A 19,489-nucleotide genomic window follows, 5' to 3' on the forward strand; every position below is an offset into this window, starting at 1 on the left:
ATGCTGATCAGTCCCCCTTTCCTGCCGCCGCGCACGGAGCAACAGACCGAAGACGAATGGCTTGATATGGCCATGAACGGCGATGCGCCCGGCCGGGGCGCTTTCCCGGTCAGTTTCAATCTCGGGTGGCATGGCGGAATACATCTGAGCGCTCCGAAGACAGGCAACGCCCATGAACCCGTGCGGGCCATTGCGGATGGCACCATCGTGTTTGTGCGTCCGCCCACGAAAGGCTTGCCCAACCTGCCGTCCGAGCATCCCCTCATGTACAACGGCGCCACCAGCGATGGCGTGGTCGTCATCAGGCATGAAGCGGAGATCGGCGAAGGGGAACAGGCACGTGTCGTCTTCTTCAGCCTCTACATGCACCTGCATGCCATCGCACCGGCCGCGCGCGTCAATCGCTTCCTGCATCGAAAGGAGGTCATCGGCAACGTAGGCTACATCGATGGAGAGATGGGGCGCATGCACTTCGAAATCATTTGCGACGATGCCAATCTCGCCAGGCTCACGGGCCGCGCTTCAGGTCCGTTGCCGCTCACGTCGGACGGACGAAGCGACGTGATCTTTGGCGAAATCCATTTTCATATCCCTGCCGGGACGCCGGTCTACGACAAACCGCCGCTGGCACACTCCGCGCAGGCATTGACGGCCCCACCGAAACCGATCCGTCCATCGCGCGACAAGGAGCCGGATCCCCCTGTTGCGCTCTCTGCCGCGCACATCACCGCGAGTGACATGATCCTGGGCGTGTGCTATCCCGGCGCCGAGGGCAACGTCGCCAGCACCGGGGAAGCGGTGCTCACCACTTACGCGATGGACGGGACGAGGACTGGCACGCCCCTCAGGGAAAAGGATGGCGAAGCCGATCTCTACAAGCATGCGGTCCGGATCGCCAACGCCTGTCTCGAAGCGCAGCGCCCTGCCCCGAGCGCCGTGTATGAACTGCTGCGTTTTGGCCGCGTGATCGGGCCGGACAAGCTGCCATCCGCCAGCCTGCCCCATTGGAGAAAGCTGTCTTATCCTGGCGGAGAAGGCTGGATCAACCTGAATGCCGCCAACGTCCGCAAGTTCAGCGATGCCGATTTTCCGGATTGGAAACAGTGGCGCCTCATCCATGACGATACCGACCAGGATAGCCGCTGTGGTTCGCGGACGATCCGGGGCTGGCTCGATACCGACAAGGATGGACGTATCCAGCCGGCAGAAGCCAGGTCCAGGCTGGCCGAAGCGGATATGGCCTACAGATTGCGCCGGGTCATTGCGCGGTTTCCAACTGAGTGGGATAGCAGCACGATCGAGGCGCGCTGGGGATGGTTGAAGACCAGCACCGCAGAAAATCCAACGCCGTTGAGCAACACGGACTTTGACGCCTTGCGTGCACATATCAGCGCCCTTGCCTTCTGGCCCGGGGGTACTGAGCTGCCCAGAAATCACTGGCACTGGCATCCGAAGGAATTCATTCGCCACTTCCGCAAATGCGCCTGGTTGACCGCAAAGGACCTAGCGCGCATCTATCCGGATGAGAAATATCCGTTGAAGGCGCTGGAGGCAGAGGGACGCCAGCGCACCCCGGCCTCTATTCGGGAAACCTACCGGAATGACATCAACAAGGTGATGCGCAAGTACCTGATCAATTCACCGGTGCGGATGACGCATTTTCTCGGGGAAGGGGCGGTTGAATGCAACTATCTCGTGATGATGGCGGAGGGATCGGTGAGCTTCGCCAAGAATCCGACGCATGAAAGCTTTCAGCCTGAGGACGCAGGGTTTTATGCGCCCAAGGAACCCGGCTATCTCAAATATCTGGCGGGAAAGCTCGGCAATATCGAGCCCGAAGATGGGCCCAAGTTCAGAGGGCGTGGGATCAAGCAACTGACGGGAAGGGAGAATTACGGGAAGTATTGGGTGTATCGGGGATGGCTATCTCCCACCTCATTTTCGACAACTTGGTGGAAACCATCCGAGCCCCAAAAGGCGCCGAAAATCCCGGCCCCGCAAAGACTTTCGATCAATGTCTATAACGCAGTGGATTCAGGCGGATGGTATTGGACGGCTGGTGCACAGGACAACAAATTCAAGACCATCAACTTGAAGTTAACAACTTCAACTATCAGTCAGACGACCGTCCAAGCTGTGGCAGCGGCGATCAACGGAATTAACAAAACTACTGGAAAGCCCAATCAACTGGACGAGCGCCTGAAGGAGACTATCTGGGCACAGAACATATTGATGGATGACAAACAATGAACAGAATTCGAATTCTCTTCTTCACTCTCCTCGCGGCGTTTGTTCCACCAGTTTCGGCAAAAGAACTTTCCACAAAGGATTCAGCCCTACTAAGGCACGATCTGCATATTCCAGCCACGTGGCATATTAAAAAAAATATGGCACCACTAGGAAAGGAATTTCGCGAAACTTATTGCACAGTTTTTTCATCACGGAAGAGCAAACGATGGCTCGGCGAACTGTGCCTCACATCAAACCAAGATTTCATCCAAACCATGGGCATTTGGAACGAAGTCCCGGAGGAGGAGGACTGGGCCGATCGCAGTCGATACGAAGTCGGCTACTGGCGCGTCACACCACTCTCCATCTACCCGATGACGCCATTCATCCTGAAGCCGATCAAGAACTACGCCGCAGAATCGGACTGCTATATGGAAGACGGTCCAGTCTATCGCGCCACCAGCATGTGCCACACCACGCTTTATGAGATGCGTCCAGGGGTCTTCATCTACAGCATCTTTCACGTATTTGACAACGTGAAGCGCAAGCAGAAGGTAAAAATTTCGGACATCCGTGCCCTCTGGTTTCAGGTGGGAAATAAGGCAAGAAAACAATCCAGCCGCTGATACCACATTCAGCAGGCTCTACAAATCCCCTCTGTCGATCAAGTCCTTCTCGGCAAACGCCATCAACAATTAGCAACTAAAAAATCAAATGCGCACGTCCACGTACTCCCTGCTTCTTCTCGGGATCTCCCTAATGAATTCCGGCAAAACTGCGACTTTGTCTCCCGACGATCTGACCTTGGTGAAAAAAGACCTGAATATTCCCAAGACATGGATCATCTCGAAAAAACCTTCTCCATGGAACACCAGGTCCGCCGATACATATTGCACGGTCTTCTTGTCAAAAGAGCGAAAAAAATGGCTTGGAAATTTCTGCATTTCTTCTAGCGAAGAGGCTCGCTTTGACATGGGTGTCTGGGACGAAGTACCTGATGAAGAGCATTGGGGTGACCGAAGCAAAGAAGAAATTGGTTACTGGAGCGTCACCCCCATGTTCATCTATCCGATGACGCCATTCATCCTCGATCCCATAAAGAATTATGCGGCCGAGGTGGATTGTAGTCTTGATGAGCGGGGGAATCGGCCAACCAGCACCTGCCACACCGCCTATTATCAACTGCGCGAGGGTGTCTTCCTGCACAGCGTCTTCCATATTTCCGATGACGTGAATCGCCAACGCAAGGCCTATGTCTCGGACATCAAAAACCTGTGGACTCACGTCGGAAAGAAGATCAGCAAAAGATCCAAGCCATGAATGAAGAAATGGGCAGCCCCGCCCCCCTCTGCGCCAGACGATAACCCAAGACAGCGCACGCCACAGACAACGAACCGGACGTATATGCAAGCCATCAAAATACTTGTCTTTCTTTATCTGCTGATAAGCATTCAACCTGCATTTTCCCAAATCATCACCCTGGCGGAGGCGACCGAGCTAATGCGAGACATGACCATCCCGAATACATGGCGCTTGGCAAAGAGCATGAAGCAACAGAATCAAAATTATCCAAATACTTACTGTGCGATTTTCCATTCAAAGATCACAAAACAATGGATCGGAAAATTGTGCCTGACCATCAACAAGGAATATATTTCTGATGTAGGAATTCGCGATGAAGTCCCCGAAGAAGAAGACTGGGCCGACCGAAGCAAATATGAAGTCGGCTATTGGCGCGTCACGCCCCTCTCCCTCTACCCAATGACGCCATTTATCCTGAAGCCGATCAAGAATTACGCCGCAGAATCGGACTGCTACATGGAGGATGGTCCCGTTTATCGCGCCACGAGCACATGCCACAACGCTTTGTATGAGATGCGAAAAGGCGTCTTCATCTACAGCCTGTTTCACTTATCAGACCACGTAAAACGCAAGCAAATAACGAAACTCTCGGACGTTAAAGCTTTATGGATCCAGGTAGGAAACAGGGTCAACAAAAAATCGAGTCAATAACCTTGGAAAAAGTCAAAGCGAATTCGAACAAAGGGCGGCCGCAGTGGCCTGCACCAACGCTTGGCTGTCCAGATCCACCAGCCCAGCCGCCCCATTAATCCGCCTCAAAAATCAACCGACCTGATAAACCCCCTTCAACATCTTGCGCACAATCGCCTCAAAGAAAATCACCGCAAACCCGTCATTGCGAATGAGCTGCTGCGTCAGGTCCGCGCATTTCTGCCTTACCTCATCCGGCAACAGCTGATCCTCACCCGCCATCGACCGTCCCGCCACCTGGATCTCGGCCGCCCGCTGCACCGTCCACAACAGGAAGAAGGCGCGCTGGATATCGCTCTCGCACACCGCCACCCCGTGATTGCGCAAGACCAGGATGTGCTTGTCCCCGAGGCTCTGCAGCATGCGCTCCTTCTCCTCCGCAAACAGCGTAATCCCCTCGAACTCGTGATACCCGATCCGCCCGAACAGTTGCGCCCCATAGAAATCGTTGTGCTCGAAGCCGCTCTTCTTCATCGTCACCGCCGAGATCGGCGTGGTATGCGTATGGATCACGCAGCGCAAGTCATCGCGTGCACCATGGATGGCACTGTGCAGCGCAAACCCCGCCGGATTGGCCTTGTAGTCCGAGGGTTCGGCCAGTTGCCCATCCAGCCCTACCTTGAGCAGATTGGCCGGCGTCACTTCGTTGTAGTTCAGCGCAAAGGGATTGACCAGGTAATGATGCTCCGGCCCCGGCACGCGCACCGAGATATGGTTGAAGATCATCTCCGTCCAGCCCAGGTAATCCACCAGCCGGTAACAGTGCGCCAGCTGGATGCGCAGCGCCCATTCCTCGTCGCTGCAGTGGGATGGCTTATCTGCGCCATAGCTGAATTGCATGATATTCATCGATTTGACTCCTGAATCCGTAAATGAGGTGATCGCGCTCAGGCGGCCCGTGCCGCCGGCTGCGGTTGTTGTGTCTGCTGCGCTCTCTGTTGTCCTGTCTGCTCTTTATGCTGCTGCGCCGCCTCGCCGCGAAAACGCGCCAGCGACACGATGGCGCGCGTGATCGGCATCGGGATGCCATAACGCTCGGCCATCTCCAGCACCGCATCGCCAATGGCCGCCAGTTCCAATGGCCGGCCCCGTTCCAGATCCTGCAGCATCGAGGTACGGAACGCCCCCATGGCCTCGCCCAGTTGCACGAAGGTGAGCGGATCGATATCCACCCGTGCACCATGGCTGGAGGCCACCAGCAGGGTCTCGCGCATGATCTGGCTGACTACCTCGCGCAATTCCGGCAAGCCGTACAGTTGCTGCAAGGTGCCTTGCGTGATGACCGATAAAGGATTGGTGCTGATGTTGGCGATGATCTTGGTCCACAGCTTGTCGCGGATGCGATCCGTAGCGCGGGCTTCGATCCCGGCGGCCTCCACCGCCGCACGCACGCGCATGAGCCGCTCGCTCATCTCGCCGGAAGGCTCGCCCAGCACCATCAGGTGCGGATTGACACAACGGATCACGCCCGGGCTCTCGACCTCGGCCGTGATGAAGAGCACGCTGCCAATCAAGCGGTCCAGCGCAACGGCACGCGCAAGAGCCCCGTCGGGATCAACCGCCTTGACGGTCTCGCCCTCGAAGCGCCCGCCCTCGCGATGGAAATACCACCACGGCACGCCATTGCTGGTCGGGATCACTACCGTTTCTTCGCCCACCATGGACGCGATCCGGGGCAGCAAGGCTGACATGTCCTGACTCTTGGCACACAGGAAAATCACGTCCTGCTGGCCAAACTCCGGGACGTCACTGGCAACCGGACGGGCGTGCGTGGTGCCGTGCAGGTCATGCAGGCTCAGGCCACGCTCGCGGATGGCCTGCAGCGTCTGGCCGCGCGCCAAGACGCTGACCTGATGACCGGCTGCCGACAGGCGTACGGCCAGGGTGCCGCCGATGGCGCCGGCACCGGCGACGCAGATGCGCAAGGGCGCAACAGGTGATGCAGCAGAGGGGAAAGTTGCATTGCTCATGGCAATCACTCAATCAATCAGGAAGATGTTCAACCAGCCAGCTTGTCCTGATGCTTGCCGGACAAGCCCAGGTAAGCCTCGATCACGCGACGGTCGTTGGCCAGCTGGCTGGCCGGTCCGTGCATGCGGATCTCGCCGTTTTCCAGCACATAGCCGTAATCGGCCACCTGCAGCGCAGCCCGTGCGTTCTGTTCCACCAGCAGGATGGAAACGCCCCGCCGGCGCAGCTCGGCGATGATGCGGAAGATCTCGCGCACGATCAGCGGCGCCAGACCCAGGCTCGGTTCATCCAGCATCAACAGGCGCGGCTTGGCCATCAGTGCACGGCCCACCGCCAGCATCTGGCGCTCACCGCCGGAGAGTGTGCCGGCCTGCTGGCTACGGCGCTCGCGCAGGCGCGGAAAGAGCGAATAGACTTCTTCCAGCGTGGCCGCGTGATCGCGCTGGCCGGTGCGGTAACGCTGGAAAGCGCCCAGCATCAGGTTGTCCTCGATGTTCATCTCCGCGAACAGCTCACGCTTCTCCGGCACCAGGGTCATGCCGGCAGCCACCATCTCTTCCACTTCCGGCGAATGGCGGATGGTCCCGTCAAAGGCCATCGCGCCGCGCGAGGGGAGCACCCCCATGATGGCCGAGAGCAGCGTGGTCTTGCCCGCGCCATTGGGGCCGATCACGGTGACGATCTTGCCCTGCTCCACCGACAGGTCGATCCCGGTCAGTACCTGCACCCGGCCATAGGCGGCCGACAGATCGCGCACTTCCAATACCTTATTGCCCATGATGTGCTCCTGCTGCAATGGCCTGGCCCATGGCCGTGTCGGCGGGCGCAGCCTGTTCCTCGTCGGCCACGCCCAGATAGGCTTCCAGCACGGCGCGGTTGTTCTGGATCTCTTCCGGCAGGCCCTCGGCGATCTTCTGGCCGAAGTCCATCACCACGATGCGGTCCACCAGTTCCATGACGAAATCCATGTCGTGCTCCACCAGCAGGATGGCCATACCCTCGCCGCGCAGCTTGCGCAGCAGCTCGCCCAGCGCCTGCTTCTCTCCCAGGCGCAGGCCGGCAGCGGGCTCATCGAGCAGCAGCAGGCAGGGATCGGCGGCCAGGGCACGGGCGATTTCCAGGATGCGCTGCTGACCCAGCGAGAGCGCACCCGCCTGTTCGAACATCTGCGCCTTCAGGCCGACCCGCTCGATCTGGCGGGCGGCTTCGGCCAGGATGCGGGCTTCTTCCTGGCGATCCAGGCGCAGCATGGAGGCAAGCACCCCACGCTGGCCGCGCAGGTAGGCACCGATGGCAACGTTCTCCAGCACCGTCATGCGCGGCATCAGGCGCACGTGCTGGAAACTGCGGCTCATGCCCAGCCCGGCGATATGACGCGAACCGCGACCGGTGACCTCATGGCCACGGAACTGCACGCTGCCCGAGGTCGGTGTATCGACACCGGAAATCTGGTTGAAGAGCGTGGACTTGCCCGCGCCATTGGGGCCGATCAGGGCCAGCACTTCACCGGCCATCACTTTCAGGCTCATGTTGTTGTTGGCCACCAGGCCGCCGAACTTGCGGGTCACCTCCCGCACATCCAGCACCACCTCCTGCGGTGCAGGCATGGGGCGGCGCGGCAGCGCTTCGGCTTGCGGATCGATCTCCAGCCGCCGGCTGCGCACCGGCACCAGCCGCGCCAGATAAGGCCAAAGGCCATCGCGCGAACGCTGCAGCAGCACCACGATCAAGAGCCCGAAGACGATGGTCTCGAAGTTGCCAGAGCGCCCCAGCACCACCGGCAGGATGCCCTGCAGCCACTCCTTGAGTACCACGATGAGGGTGGAACCCAGCACCGCACCCCAGACATGGCTGGCCCCGCCCAGCACCGCCATGAAGAGGTAGTCGATGCCAAAGCCCAGGCCGAAGGGAGACGGATTGACGAAGCGCTGCATGTGCACGTACAGCCAGCCCGAGAGCGCCGCCAGCACGGCCGCGATGACGAACACCACGATACGCATGCGCGCCGTATCGATGCCCATGGCCTCGGCCATCACGATGCCACCCTTGAGCGCGCGGATGGCACGGCCCTCGCGCGAATCCAGCAAATTGCTCAAGGCCGCCACGCCCGACAGCACGGCCACCCAGATCAGACCGAACATGGCGCGGTCGGAACTGAGCACGATGCCGAAGAAGCTGATGGAGGGAATGCCGGACATGCCGGTCTGGCCGCCCATGCTCTCCAGCGTACCGAAGATGAAATACAGGCTGATGCCCCACGCGATGGTGCCCAGCGGCAGGTAGTGGCCGGAGAGCTTGAGCGTGACGCTGCCCACGGCATAGGCCAGCAAGGCGGTGAGCACCAGTGCCACCACCAGGGCCACCCAGGGCGACTGCATCCACAACAGGGCCGCGGGCAGCGGCAGGATCTTGGCCGACAGCGCCGCCGAGAAGTAGGCACCGAGACCGACGAAAGCCGCCTGCCCGAAGCTGGTCAGGCCGGCCACACCGGTCAGCAGCACCAGTCCCAGCACCACCAGCGAGGCCAGGCCGATGTTGTTCAACAAGGTCATGGTGAACGGCGGCAGCACGAACGGGGCGGTCGCCAGCAGGACCACGAACAGGCCCAGCGCCATGCGCGAGGACAAGCGTGCCTGCGGACGTTTGGAAGAAGAGGCGGAAGCAGCGGGTTTCATTCTTCTTCCTCCACGTGACGGGTCGACAGAGAACGCCATAGCAGGATGGGGATGATCAGCACGAAGACGATGATTTCCTTGTAGGCACTGGCCCAGAAGGTGGAGAAGGATTCGATCAGACCGATGGCCAGCGCACCGAGGGCTGCCACCGGATAGCTGACCAGCCCGCCGATGATGGACCCGACGAAGCCCTTGAGGCTGATCAGGAAGCCCGAGTCATAGTAGATCGTGGTGATGGGGGCAATCAGCACACCGGACATTACGCCAATGAGCGAGGCCAGCAGGAACATGGCCTTGCCCGCGAACACCGGGGAAATACCCATGAGGCGCGCGCCCATGCGGTTCAGCGCTGCGGCGCGCAGAGCCTTGCCATAGAGCGTGCGCTCGAACATGAGGAACAGCCCGACGATCAACAGCAGCGATACGCAGATCACCCACAGCGCCTGGCTGGACAAGCGCAGGCTGCCCACTTCCAGACTGGCGTCGGTGAAGGGAGCAGTGCGTGCGCCTTCGGGGCCGAACACCAGCAGCGCCACCCCGACCAGGGCCACATGCACGGCAATGGAGACGATCAGCAGCACCAGCGGCGAGGCTGAGGCGATGGGCTGGAAGGCCATGCGGTACATGAGCGGCCCCATCGGCACCAGCAGCAGCAGGGTCATGACGATCTGCGCCAGCATGGGCAGGGTGGAGAAGTTGACATTGAGGGCGACACCCGCCACGACCAGGGCATAGACCAGCTTGGCCGGCAGCCACAGACCGGGCCGACGGCGGCTGGTGCGCCACATGTCGTAGAGATCGAAGGCGCAGGCGCCCAGGCACATGGCCACCAGCAGCCAGGCCACGGTCAGCGGCTGGCCGTTCTGCATCATGCCCATGGTCAGTGCACCGAAGGAGACAAACTCTCCCTGCGGGATCAGCAGAATACGGGTGACGGTGAAGACCAGGACAATGGACAGCGCCAGGAGCGCATAGATGGCGCCGTTGGTGATGCCGTCCTGTCCCAGCAGCGCCACGATTTGGAGATTCATTGCGACTTCCTTGTGGAGCCGGCGCGCGCTGCCATCCAGCGGAAACGACGCGCCAGGTTCGGGATGCGTGTGGAGGTGAAACGCTCCGGCGGTCCGGCGTGGAGGCCGGGGCCGACGGAGCAGGCAAGGTCCTTATGGCTTGAGCAGGGTCCAGTTGCCACCCTTGACGGTGATCAGTTCGCGTCCGCGCTCATCGAACCCGCTGTGGTCGGCCGGGCTCATGTTGTAGACGCCCTGGGTGCCTACCACTTCCCTGGTATTCTCCAGTGCATCACGCAGGGCGGCCCGGAATTCCCTGCTGCCCGGCTTGGCCTTTTTGGCGGCGACGGGAATGGCCTTCTCCAGCAGCAGGCCGGCGTCATACACGTTGGCGCCGAAGGTGGCGGGCACGGCGTTGTACATCTTCTTGTAGGCGTCGATGTAGTCGGTGGCGACCTTCTTGGAGGGATTGCTGTCCGGGATCTCCGGCAGCACCAGCATCAGGCTGGCCGCCAGGATGGTGCCCTCGACCTTGTTCTTGCCCAGTTGCAGGAAGGCCGGCAAGGCCGCGCCGTGGGTCTGGTACATCTTGCCCTTGTAGCCCTGGTCATACAGCGTGGTCTGCGGCAGGACCGTGGCGGCACCCGGTGCGGCCACCAGCACCGCATCGGGATTGGCCGCGAGGATCTTCAGGGTCTGCGCGGTCACCGAGGTATCGGTGCGCTGATAGCGCTCGTTGGCGACGATCTTGATGTTGTTCTTGGCGGCCAGCTCACTGAAGACCTTGGCCCAGTTCTCACCGAAGGGATCGTTGATGGTGATGAAACCCACCGTCCTGATCTTGCTCTTGACCATCTGCGCCACCAGCGCGCTGGCAATCAGATCATCGTTCTGGGTGGTCTTGAAGACCCACTTCTTCTGCTCCGTCATCGGCAGGACCACGGCGGCGGTACCGACCGGGGCCAGCAGGGGTACGCCCGCCTCGGCGACAAAGGAGATCACGCCCATGGCATTGGGCGAACCGCTGGGGCCGATGATGGCATCGACGTTGTATTCGGAGATCAGCTTCTTGACTTCGGTGACCGACTTGGTCGGATCGCTGGCATCGTCCAGCGAGATGTATTCGATCTTGAGATCACCGGCCTTGGTCGGCAGCAGCGGCACGGTATTCTTTTGCGGAATACCCACCAGCGAAACCGGCCCGGTCGAGGAGGTCACGACCCCGATCCTGACCTGGGCAAAGGCAGCATTGCCGGCGACGCTGGCGAGGGTTCCGGCAGCGGCCAGGACGGCAGTGGCGGCGGTGGCAATCAGACGTTTGTGCAGCATGTGTTTCTCCCTTGTTGGTTGAGATGATGGCGGGCTTTCCCACTACGCCACCGATCTGGGACAGCAATCTGACATCGGCGCAGGGCCGCTCCGCTCAACGCATGTAGAGCCCGCCATTGATGTCGAGGCAGGCACCGGTGGCCGAGCCCGCCTCGGGCGACGCCAGCAGCAGGACCGCGTCGGCGATGAAGTCGGGTTCGCCCAGCGTCTTGACCGGAATGGTGGCGATGGTGGCGGCCAGCTTGTCGGCCGGGACGATCTCGCGCACGATGGGCAAATCCAGCGGACCCGGCGAGATGGCGTTGACGGTCACCCCCGCCCCCGCCAGTTCCCGTGCAAAGACCTTGGTCAGCGTCAGCACCGCTCCCTTAGCCGCGGCATAGTGCGCACCGGTGGCGGTACCGCCGTTCTGTCCGGCCAGCGAGGCGATGTTGATGATGCGTCCGTAGCCGCGATCGGCAAAGCGTTTGCCGAACACCTGGCACGCAAGAAACGTGCCTTTCATGTTGATGGCCGTGACCTCGTCCCACTCCTCGGGAGTGATCTCCATGAGTGGTGCCACGCGCGAGCGGCCGGCATTGTTGACCAGCACCGCCGCCCCGCCCCAGCGCAGTTCGATGGCATCGCAGGCGGCGATGAAGTCGGGCTTGCGGCGCACATCCAGCGCCAGCGGCATGGCGGTGGCGCCGCTTGCGTCGAGACTGGCGGCCACTGCCGAAACCTGCTCCAGGTCGATGTCGGCCAGCGCCACCTTGTAGCCGGCCGCGTGCATCTTGCGCGCGATGCTTTCACCGAGGCCGCGTGCGGCGCCGGTGACCAGGGCAATCTTCTTGTCCATGATCAGCCGCCCTGAATGATCAGGGCACGACCCACGCGGGCTTCGATCTTGCCGTACTTCCACAGACGGTGTTCACCAACCATGGTGGTGCGGAACAGGTTGCAGGCAGCCACCACCGTATCAAGGTCGACCACGTCGGCCATGATGTAGAAGGTCCAGGGAGCGTCGTCGGACTTGCCCACCATCAGGCGATCGTCATCCATGGTGCCCAGCACCTTGATGCCGTCCATGGTGGCCAGGGCGGTCATCATCTGGCCATAGGCCTGCCACACCGGACCGGTCTCGGTGGCGGGCAGGTCGAAGAAGTTTTGCGTCACGCCGACACAGAAGAGGACGCGCAGCGGTTCTTTGTCATTGTCTGGAATTTGGCTCATGGAGGCTCCGGGCTGAAAACGTGAGAATAAAAATGCGAGAAGGCAGCGGCTTACAGGAAGCCCGGCATCGGCGGCACGCCCAGCGTGACCGCACCGGCACCGTCATAGATGCCCTCGCCCAGGAAGGCGTGCTGCTTGACCACGGCGGCATCGCGCAGGTAGCGCTGCAGCGGGTGGTTGCTGTAGATGGCAGTGGTGCCGGCCAGGCCGAACATGGCCTGCGTGACTTCATTGCCGACCTTGGCAATTTCCACGGCGGTCAGACGCAGCAGGCTGACCTGCTCGGGCGTGACGGGGTTGCCTGCGAGGATGCAATTCCAGACTTCGCTGGTGGCGTCATAGAGGAAGGCGCGCGCCGAACGCAATTTCGCTTCGGCCTTGGCGACCTCGATGCGCACATAGGAACGGTCGGCCAGCTTGGGCGCACCGGTGATGGCCACACGACCGCCGGAGATCTGGTTGATCTCGTCGATGGCGGCGCGTCCCACGCCCAGGTTCACCACGGCCAGCACCTGCGCGGCATAGGCGATGGTCGGATAGCGGTACAGCGGTTCATCGATGGTGGCAGCACCGCCACGGATGAAGGTCCACTCATCCGCAACGAATTGCTGGCTGACCTTGAGGTCATGGCTGCCGGTGCCGACCAGTCCCATCACGTCCCAGTTGTCGATGATCTCGACCTGCTCCGGCGGCAGCACGGCGGTGCGCGGCTTGGAGCCGGCCTGGCCGGGCATGGCCGCTCCGATACCCACGCCCAGGACATCGGCGCCCTTGCAGCCGCTGCCGAATTTCCAGGTGCCATTGACCATCCAGCCGCCGTCAACCTGGGTCGCTGGCTGCAGCGGGAACAGGCCACCGGCGAAGGTCAGGTCCGGGCCGTTGGCGTACAACTTGGCCTGCGTTTGCTTGGGCAAGGCGGCCAGGTAGACCGAGGCCGAACCGAAACTGGCGACCCAACCCACCGACGCATCGGCCACCGAGATCCGTTCGATCAGTTGCAGGAAATCCATGGGCGACATGCCGCTGCCGCCAAAGCACTGCGGGGTGGCAGCGCGATAGACCCCGACCTTCTTCAACTGCGCGATGAAATCCCTGGGCACGAAGCGCTGCGCGGCGAATTCGTCGCGGCGTGCGCGGATCTCGGCCAGCAGCGGGACCAGGGCATCTTCTTCACGGACCGCCAGCGCGGCCGGGTTTTCCATCACGGACATTGCATTCTCCAGGTGGCTTGCATCAGAATGAAGTCGAGTGTAGGGAGCGGCCCCTCCCGGTTCAATCGGGAGCGCTGCAGTTTTTTTTAGGGGAATAGGTGAAGTCTTCTAAAGAAAACCCCTAGGCCTGTTCCCGAACTGCGAAGCCGGTGTGCCCTTGTTTGCGTGAACGCATCCATGGAGCAAACACCCTCCGGCAGATCATGAAGCGATGACCGAGAGAAGCGATGTCCGAACAATCCGCCGCCCCACCTTCCCCTGCTCTGCCCGAGGACACCATCCGCTTCGGGCTCGACGATTTCCGCCGCATGATGGAGGCGCTGCCCATGTGCATCATCCTGCATGACGCCCGCACCAAGTCCATCCTCTGGGCCAATCCCTCGGCCTGCCAGGTGCTGGGATTCACGCTGGAAGAACTGCTGCCCCTGAAGGCCCCGGACATGAGCCGGCAGTCGCACGAATACCGCCGCGAGATCGGCCGCAAGTGGCTGCACGATGCCGTGCTCCATGGCAGCAACATGGTCGAGTGGTGCTACCGCGCCAAGAACGGTGACGAGATCCTGTCGGAAGCCATTGCCACGCTGGTGCCGCTGACCGAGCGCGACGTCATCATGGTGCAGTTCCGCGATATTGCGCGCGAGGAACAGATACGGCGCGAGATGAAGAAGCTCGAGAGTCGCCTCAAGGAATTCATGCAGGACTCCGACGAGGGCGTGACGGTCCTGCGTTCCGACGGCGGCATCGAATACCTGAGCGACGCCGGGCGCAAGCTGCTGGGGGTGCGGCCGGGCCAGAATCCGCCCAAGAACTTCGTCGAGCAATGCCTGCCGGAGTCGCGCGAGGAATTGCTGGAGTTGCTCACGCTGTCGCTGCCGGACGCGATCAGCTTCCCGCTGCGCTACCAGATCCTGCGCAAGGATGGGCTGGTGCGCTGGCATCATGCGGTGTGCCGCTACATCGAGATCGAAAACGACCTCAAGGGCCACCTGCTGCACTTCCATGACATCACGGACCAGGTGGAGGCCGAGGAGGCGCGACGCCGCGACCAGGCCGCGCTGGAATACCTGGCGCGTCACAATGCCATGGGCGAGATGGCGACGGCCATCGCGCATGAGCTGTCGCAGCCGCTGGCGGCGATCCGCAACTTCCTCGAAGGCTCGGTCCTGCGCATCCGCCACAGCCAGGCTTTGGGCGAACAGGCCGGGCAGATCGTGTGGGGACTGGAAAGCGCCAGCCGCCAGGTTGACCACGCGGCCACCATCATCAAGAGCGTGCGCGAATACGTGGTTCGACTGGAGCAGAGCGAGGGGCTCATCGACCTCAACGCGGTCCTCGAGGAGGTGCGCTGGTTCATCGAAATGAAAGCCGCCGAAAGCAAGGTACACCTGCACATCGAAACGCAGACGCAGCCCTTGATGGTGAGTTGCGAGAAGGTGCTGATCGGCCAGGTGATCTTGAATCTCGCCTTCAATGCCATCGAGGAGATGACGGCATTCCCCGAGGGTGCGCGCCATGTACGCATCGGTACTGCCCGTAGCGGCGGCAATGCCTTGCTGACCGTGGCCGACGAAGGACGCGGTATCGATGCCGGTCATCGCGAGCGGCTCTTCGATGGCTTCTTCTCTTCCAAGGTCAGCGGCAACGGCATCGGCCTGGCACTGTGCAAGAACATCATTGCCCGCCATCGCGGCGACATCTGGGCACAACCCGGAGAGGTGCAGGGTGCAGCAGCGCACGTGCAAGAGGAGAAGCCACGCGGCACTCGCTTCTGCTTCACGCTGCCGTTGGTCCAACGCCACACCTAAAGATAGCTTTAGGGTTCACAAGCGACGCGCCGGCTTGGTGATTGCGCGCACTTGCATGGTGAGGTTCTGCACGATTGTCCCGCCTGAAGGCCGATTCATGCACCGGATTCGAGAGTCGATGCCACATCGGCCGCGTGCATGAATGACGCTTATTCCCGCTATCGGCTGCATCAATTTGATCTGACGCAAATGCGCTTCCTATGATGGCTGCACATGACGAGATGTCATGCACGCCACGCAGACCTCCACCACTACAGGCTGCGTTCGTCGCTGCTGATCGGCTTGCTCCGACACGCAGCGCGACCATCACACCGCAACACCACAGGGAGCCTTGTCACATGAAGAAGAAACTACTGGCCGCCGCCTTGCTCGCGGCCGGCACGGGGATGGCACATGCACAGAGCAGCGTCTCCATTTATGGCCTGATCGATCTGGGCCTGACCTACTACTCCAACGCCACCAAGTCCGGCGGCGGCAGCGCTTCGCTGCTGCGCATGGATAGCGGCATCGCCCAGGGCAGCCGCATCGGCTTCAAGGGCACAGAAGATCTGGGCGGGGGGCTCAACGCCTTCTTCACGCTGGAGACCGGCTTCGGTGCCGATGACGGCAGTCTCGGCCAGGGTGGCCTGCTGTTCGGCCGCCAGTCCTTCGTCGGCCTGGGCAGCAAGCAATGGGGATCGATCAGCGTGGGCCGCCAGTATGACTTCATGGCCAATATCGGTGGTCAGTACGCAATGGGCGCCTTGTCGCCGGCCGGCTCCCTGGGCTGGGGCCTGCATGCCGATGCCGCCCACGGCACGGCCTTGAACAACCACATCTATGGCGGCGACCGCACCAACAACTCGATCAAGTACAACAGCGCCAAGTTCGGTGGCCTGAGCTTCGGTGCCATGGTCGGCCTGGGCGAAACGGCTGGCAACAACAATGCGGGCCGCACCGTCAGCGCCGTGGGCCAGTACGACAGCGGCGCCTTCAGCGGTGCACTGGCCTACACCGACGTCAAGGACAGCACCGGCAGCTTCTCCACGCGCATCTACGGCGGCGGCGCGCGCTACCAGATCGGTGCCTTCACACCCTTCGGCGTCCTCACTCAGGTCAAGAACACCAGCACCAGTGCCAAGGCCACCACCTATGAACTGGGCACGGTCTATGCGTTGACGCCGCTGTGGGATCTGGCAGCGGCCTACCAGTTCCAGAAGCGCAACCAGGCCGTGGGCAATGCCCAGGCGCTGGTGGCGACGGTGGACTACAAGATCTCCAGGCGCACCGACCTGTACCTGAGCGCCGTGTATGACCGCGACAAGGGCTACAACGCCTATCCGGTCTTCGGTGGCGGCATCCAGTCATCGACCGGCAACCAGAGCGCAGTGCGCCTGGGCATTCGTCATCGCTTCTGAAACGAGCGACGACGGACGACGACGGACGACTTGAGGAGGGAAGACCGCGGCCGACATCCGGCGGTCTTCCCGCAGGAGAACGGCCCGCCGCACTGGCGGGCCTTCTGCCTTGCACGGGAGGCGATCAGCTGCTGCGACCGTAGCTCTGCAGCATGTCGATGACGATCTGGCGCAACCAGCTGTTGCCGGCATCGGCATCGAAGGCCGGGTGCCAGTGCAGGGTGATGTCCACCGCCGGCAGTTTGACCGGCAGTTCGTAGGAGAGGAATACATCCGGGTGTTCGCTGTGAAAGAGCCTGGCGATACGCGCCGGGACGGTCGCCACCAGATCGGACTTGCCGAGGATGCGCGGCAGCACCGTGAAGTGCGGGATCGACAGGCTGATCTTGCGCTGCACCCCGAGATTGCGGAAGGAGTTCTCGACCTGGTGATGACTGCTCTCGGCGGACTCCACCAGTACGTGCGAGAGCGACAGGAATTCGTCCAGCTGCAACTGTTCCCGCGCAGGCAGCGCAGGCCGCTTGCGCATCATGCAGACATAGGTTTCGCGAAACAGCAGTTCGTGGCAGGTCACCGCCTTCAGGGCCGGCAGGTTACCGAAGGCGAAATCGAGCTGTCCTGTGCGCAGGGCTTCTTCCAGATGCGCCGGCGACACCTGCTCCACCTGCAGTCGCGTGTGCGGTGCCTGCGCCGTCAGCAGTTCGCACAGCTGCGGCAGGAACATCATTTCGGCCACGTCGGTCATCGAGGCGCGAAAGACGCGCGTACTGGCGGCCGGATCGAAGCGCTCGGTATAGCGCAACGCATCCTGCACTGCCTGCAGCGCGCGATTGATGGGCTTGGACAGTTCCAGCGCGGCGGGGGTGGGCTGCATGCCCTCCTTGGTGCGGATGAAGAGCGGGTCATCGAAGATCTGGCGCAGCCGTCCCAGGGCGTAGCTCACCGCTGGCTGTGACAGGTGCAGGCGATTGCCGGCCAGAGTCAGGCTGCGTTCGTCGGCGATGGCCTGGAAGACCCGCAGCAGGTTCAGGTCCATGTTGTTGAAGGTCGCCATAGCAGTCTCCGGAAGGGGTCGCGCAGGGCCTGGGGCCGATCAGCGATATCAAGGAAAAGCGGCCATCACTATCCATGCCGCTTATGTGAAAAATATTTTACATCAATTTGATCTATTTTAAGGCGACTTTTAGAATGCTTCATATCAGCCAAGGAACCCGCCTGCATCCCGCTTCCCGCGTGGATTGCCAGCCTGTACGCCCCCATTTGAACGGCAGCGCCATGAACCCTCAGCCCATGTCTTCCTCTCCCCGGCAGACGACAGTGTCAGCCCCTGTTTCGGCCCGCAAGCGCCGCGAGCAGTCCACCCTGCAAGAACAGGCCCGCATCGTCTGCCTGGGAGCCGCAGGATGAGCAACGCCACCCCGCGCACCGTCCCCGGCACCGGCAACGCCCTGCTCTCGCGCTTCCACCTGGGGGGCAGCGGCCCGACGGTGGCCATCAAGGATTGCATCGACATCGCCGGCCAACCCACCTGCGGCGGCAGCGCCGCGCTGGCCGACGCACCACCGGCCACGGCCCACGCCGATGTGGTCCGCAAGTTGCTGGAGGCCGACTGGCAAATCACCGCCCGCGCCAACATGCACGAACTGGCCTATGGCATGACCGGCATCAATGACTGGAACGGCACCGCCGTCAATCCACAGGACGCAAGCCGCATGACCGGTGGCTCCTCCAGCGGCTCGGCCTCGGCCGTGGGCGCGGGGCTGGTGGATATGTCCATCGGCAGCGATACCGGCGGCTCGATCCGCCTGCCCGCAGCCTGCTGCGGCGTGATCGGATTGAAGCCGACCTTTGGACGCGTCAGCCGCGCCGGGGCGTATCCGACGGTGAGCAGTCTGGATTGCGTGGGCCCGTTTGCGCGCAGCATGGACCTCATTATCAGCGCCATGGCCAGCATCGCCCCCGGTTTCGACCGCGCTGCCGCTACCGCAGCGGTAGCACAGGCCGGCGTAAAACTGGTGACGGTACAGGCCGATCCCGAGATCGCAGAGGCCGTCGCCGCCGCCTTCGCCGCCAGCGGCTGGCAAGGCGCTGCCTGGACCCCGCACCACATGCACGCCGCCTTTGAAGCCGGCATGACCCTCATCAACCGCGAGACCCATGATGCCTTCGGTCATCTGCTGGGCCTGGGCAAGCTGGGGGCGGATATCGAGAAACGCCTCTCGGCGGCGGCCACCACCAGCGATGAAGCCGTGGCCCAGGCCGAAGCCGTGCGCGCCGCCTTCAGCGCCGAAGTCGATGCTGCGCTGGCTGACGCCGATGCGCTGCTGCTGCCGACGCTGCCGGCCCTGCCGCCGACGCTGGCGGCGATCGGCCAGGGAGCCTCGGTGCTGATGCTGTCTTCGCTGGTGCGGCCCTTCAACCTGTCCGGCCATCCGGCCCTGAGCATTCCGGTGCCCATCGCCGGCAGCCCGCTCAAGGCCGGGCTGCAACTGGTGGGCCGCAAGGGCGATGACGAACGCATCTGCGCGCTCGGCCTGCACCTGGAGCGCGTGCTCAGCCAGCAGGCATGAGCATCACCGATCACATCAGCTCGCCAAG

General features: G+C 62.0%; 17 protein-coding genes. 7 read left to right on the forward strand and 10 right to left on the reverse strand.

Features of this window, described 5'->3' with window-relative positions:
- The 4 genes from ACODSZ_RS01385 to ACODSZ_RS01400 all read left to right on the forward strand — a co-directional run bounded on the left by ACODSZ_RS01385 (position 1) and on the right by ACODSZ_RS01400 (position 4,242).
- Complete coding sequence (locus tag ACODSZ_RS01385; protein ID WP_488926877.1) at positions 1-2,250, forward strand: M23 family metallopeptidase; 2,250 nt, start codon at positions 1-3, stop codon at positions 2,248-2,250.
- Positions 2,247-2,855, forward strand: coding sequence for a hypothetical protein (locus ACODSZ_RS01390; RefSeq protein ID WP_488926878.1), 609 nt, complete (start codon positions 2,247-2,249; stop codon positions 2,853-2,855). Before ACODSZ_RS01385 ends, ACODSZ_RS01390 begins: the two co-directional genes overlap by 4 nt.
- A 133-nt stretch (positions 2,856-2,988) precedes the next feature.
- On the forward strand, positions 2,989-3,549 hold the full coding sequence (locus ACODSZ_RS01395) for a hypothetical protein (RefSeq protein WP_488926879.1): 561 nt from the start codon (positions 2,989-2,991) through the stop codon (positions 3,547-3,549).
- A gap of 84 nt (positions 3,550-3,633) precedes the next feature.
- Positions 3,634-4,242 (forward strand): hypothetical protein, encoded by a 609-nt coding sequence (locus ACODSZ_RS01400; RefSeq protein ID WP_488926880.1) that lies wholly within the window; start codon positions 3,634-3,636, stop codon positions 4,240-4,242.
- A gap of 111 nt (positions 4,243-4,353) precedes the next feature.
- Here ACODSZ_RS01400 and ACODSZ_RS01405 read toward each other — a convergent pair whose 3' ends face one another.
- The 9 genes from ACODSZ_RS01405 to ACODSZ_RS01445 form a co-directional block, all read right to left on the reverse strand.
- Positions 4,354-5,130 carry a class II aldolase/adducin family protein gene (locus ACODSZ_RS01405; RefSeq protein ID WP_175344062.1) on the reverse strand — a complete coding sequence of 259 codons (777 nt, stop codon included), beginning with the start codon at positions 5,128-5,130 and terminating at the stop codon, positions 4,354-4,356.
- Between the two features lie 38 nt (positions 5,131-5,168).
- Positions 5,169-6,251: a ketopantoate reductase family protein gene (locus ACODSZ_RS01410; RefSeq protein WP_488926881.1), complete on the reverse strand. Its 1,083-nt coding sequence runs from the start codon at positions 6,249-6,251 to the stop codon at positions 5,169-5,171.
- 29 nt (positions 6,252-6,280) lie between these two features.
- Positions 6,281-7,030 (reverse strand): ABC transporter ATP-binding protein, encoded by a 750-nt coding sequence (locus ACODSZ_RS01415; RefSeq protein WP_175344064.1) that lies wholly within the window; start codon positions 7,028-7,030, stop codon positions 6,281-6,283.
- Positions 7,020-8,927, reverse strand: a complete 1,908-nt coding sequence (locus ACODSZ_RS01420; protein ID WP_175344065.1) for a branched-chain amino acid ABC transporter ATP-binding protein/permease — start codon at positions 8,925-8,927, stop codon at positions 7,020-7,022. The genes ACODSZ_RS01415 and ACODSZ_RS01420 overlap by 11 nt, the downstream gene beginning before the upstream one ends.
- Complete coding sequence (locus ACODSZ_RS01425) at positions 8,924-9,958, reverse strand: branched-chain amino acid ABC transporter permease (RefSeq protein ID WP_175344066.1); 1,035 nt, start codon at positions 9,956-9,958, stop codon at positions 8,924-8,926. The genes ACODSZ_RS01420 and ACODSZ_RS01425 overlap by 4 nt, the downstream gene beginning before the upstream one ends.
- A gap of 132 nt (positions 9,959-10,090) precedes the next feature.
- Positions 10,091-11,266, reverse strand: coding sequence for an ABC transporter substrate-binding protein (locus ACODSZ_RS01430; protein ID WP_008326727.1), 1,176 nt, complete (start codon positions 11,264-11,266; stop codon positions 10,091-10,093).
- 94 nt (positions 11,267-11,360) lie between these two features.
- Positions 11,361-12,104, reverse strand: a complete 744-nt coding sequence (locus tag ACODSZ_RS01435) for an SDR family NAD(P)-dependent oxidoreductase (protein WP_008326726.1) — start codon at positions 12,102-12,104, stop codon at positions 11,361-11,363.
- A 2-nt stretch (positions 12,105-12,106) separates the two neighbouring features.
- Positions 12,107-12,478 carry a hypothetical protein gene (locus ACODSZ_RS01440; protein WP_008326725.1) on the reverse strand — a complete coding sequence of 124 codons (372 nt, stop codon included), beginning with the start codon at positions 12,476-12,478 and terminating at the stop codon, positions 12,107-12,109.
- Positions 12,479-12,528: 50 nt separating this feature from the next.
- Positions 12,529-13,689 (reverse strand): acyl-CoA dehydrogenase family protein, encoded by a 1,161-nt coding sequence (locus tag ACODSZ_RS01445; protein WP_488926882.1) that lies wholly within the window; start codon positions 13,687-13,689, stop codon positions 12,529-12,531.
- A 227-nt stretch (positions 13,690-13,916) separates the two neighbouring features.
- Here ACODSZ_RS01445 and ACODSZ_RS01450 point away from each other — a divergent pair, with 227 nt between their 5' ends.
- On the forward strand, positions 13,917-15,494 hold the full coding sequence (locus ACODSZ_RS01450; RefSeq protein WP_175344067.1) for a PAS domain-containing sensor histidine kinase: 1,578 nt from the start codon (positions 13,917-13,919) through the stop codon (positions 15,492-15,494).
- A gap of 338 nt (positions 15,495-15,832) precedes the next feature.
- Positions 15,833-16,891 carry a porin gene (locus tag ACODSZ_RS01455; RefSeq protein WP_488926883.1) on the forward strand — a complete coding sequence of 353 codons (1,059 nt, stop codon included), beginning with the start codon at positions 15,833-15,835 and terminating at the stop codon, positions 16,889-16,891.
- A gap of 124 nt (positions 16,892-17,015) precedes the next feature.
- Here the strand turns inward: ACODSZ_RS01455 and ACODSZ_RS01460 are convergent, their stop codons facing one another.
- Complete coding sequence (locus ACODSZ_RS01460) at positions 17,016-17,945, reverse strand: LysR family transcriptional regulator (RefSeq protein WP_008326720.1); 930 nt, start codon at positions 17,943-17,945, stop codon at positions 17,016-17,018.
- A gap of 349 nt (positions 17,946-18,294) precedes the next feature.
- Between ACODSZ_RS01460 and ACODSZ_RS01465 the strand changes: the two genes are divergently transcribed.
- The gene (locus tag ACODSZ_RS01465) at positions 18,295-19,461 is read left to right on the forward strand and encodes an amidase family protein (RefSeq protein WP_488926884.1); all 1,167 of its coding nucleotides are present in this window, start codon (positions 18,295-18,297) and stop codon (positions 19,459-19,461) included.
- The last annotated feature ends 28 nt before the right edge of the window (positions 19,462-19,489 follow it).

This window comes from Herbaspirillum sp. FG34 (genome assembly GCF_057809315.1).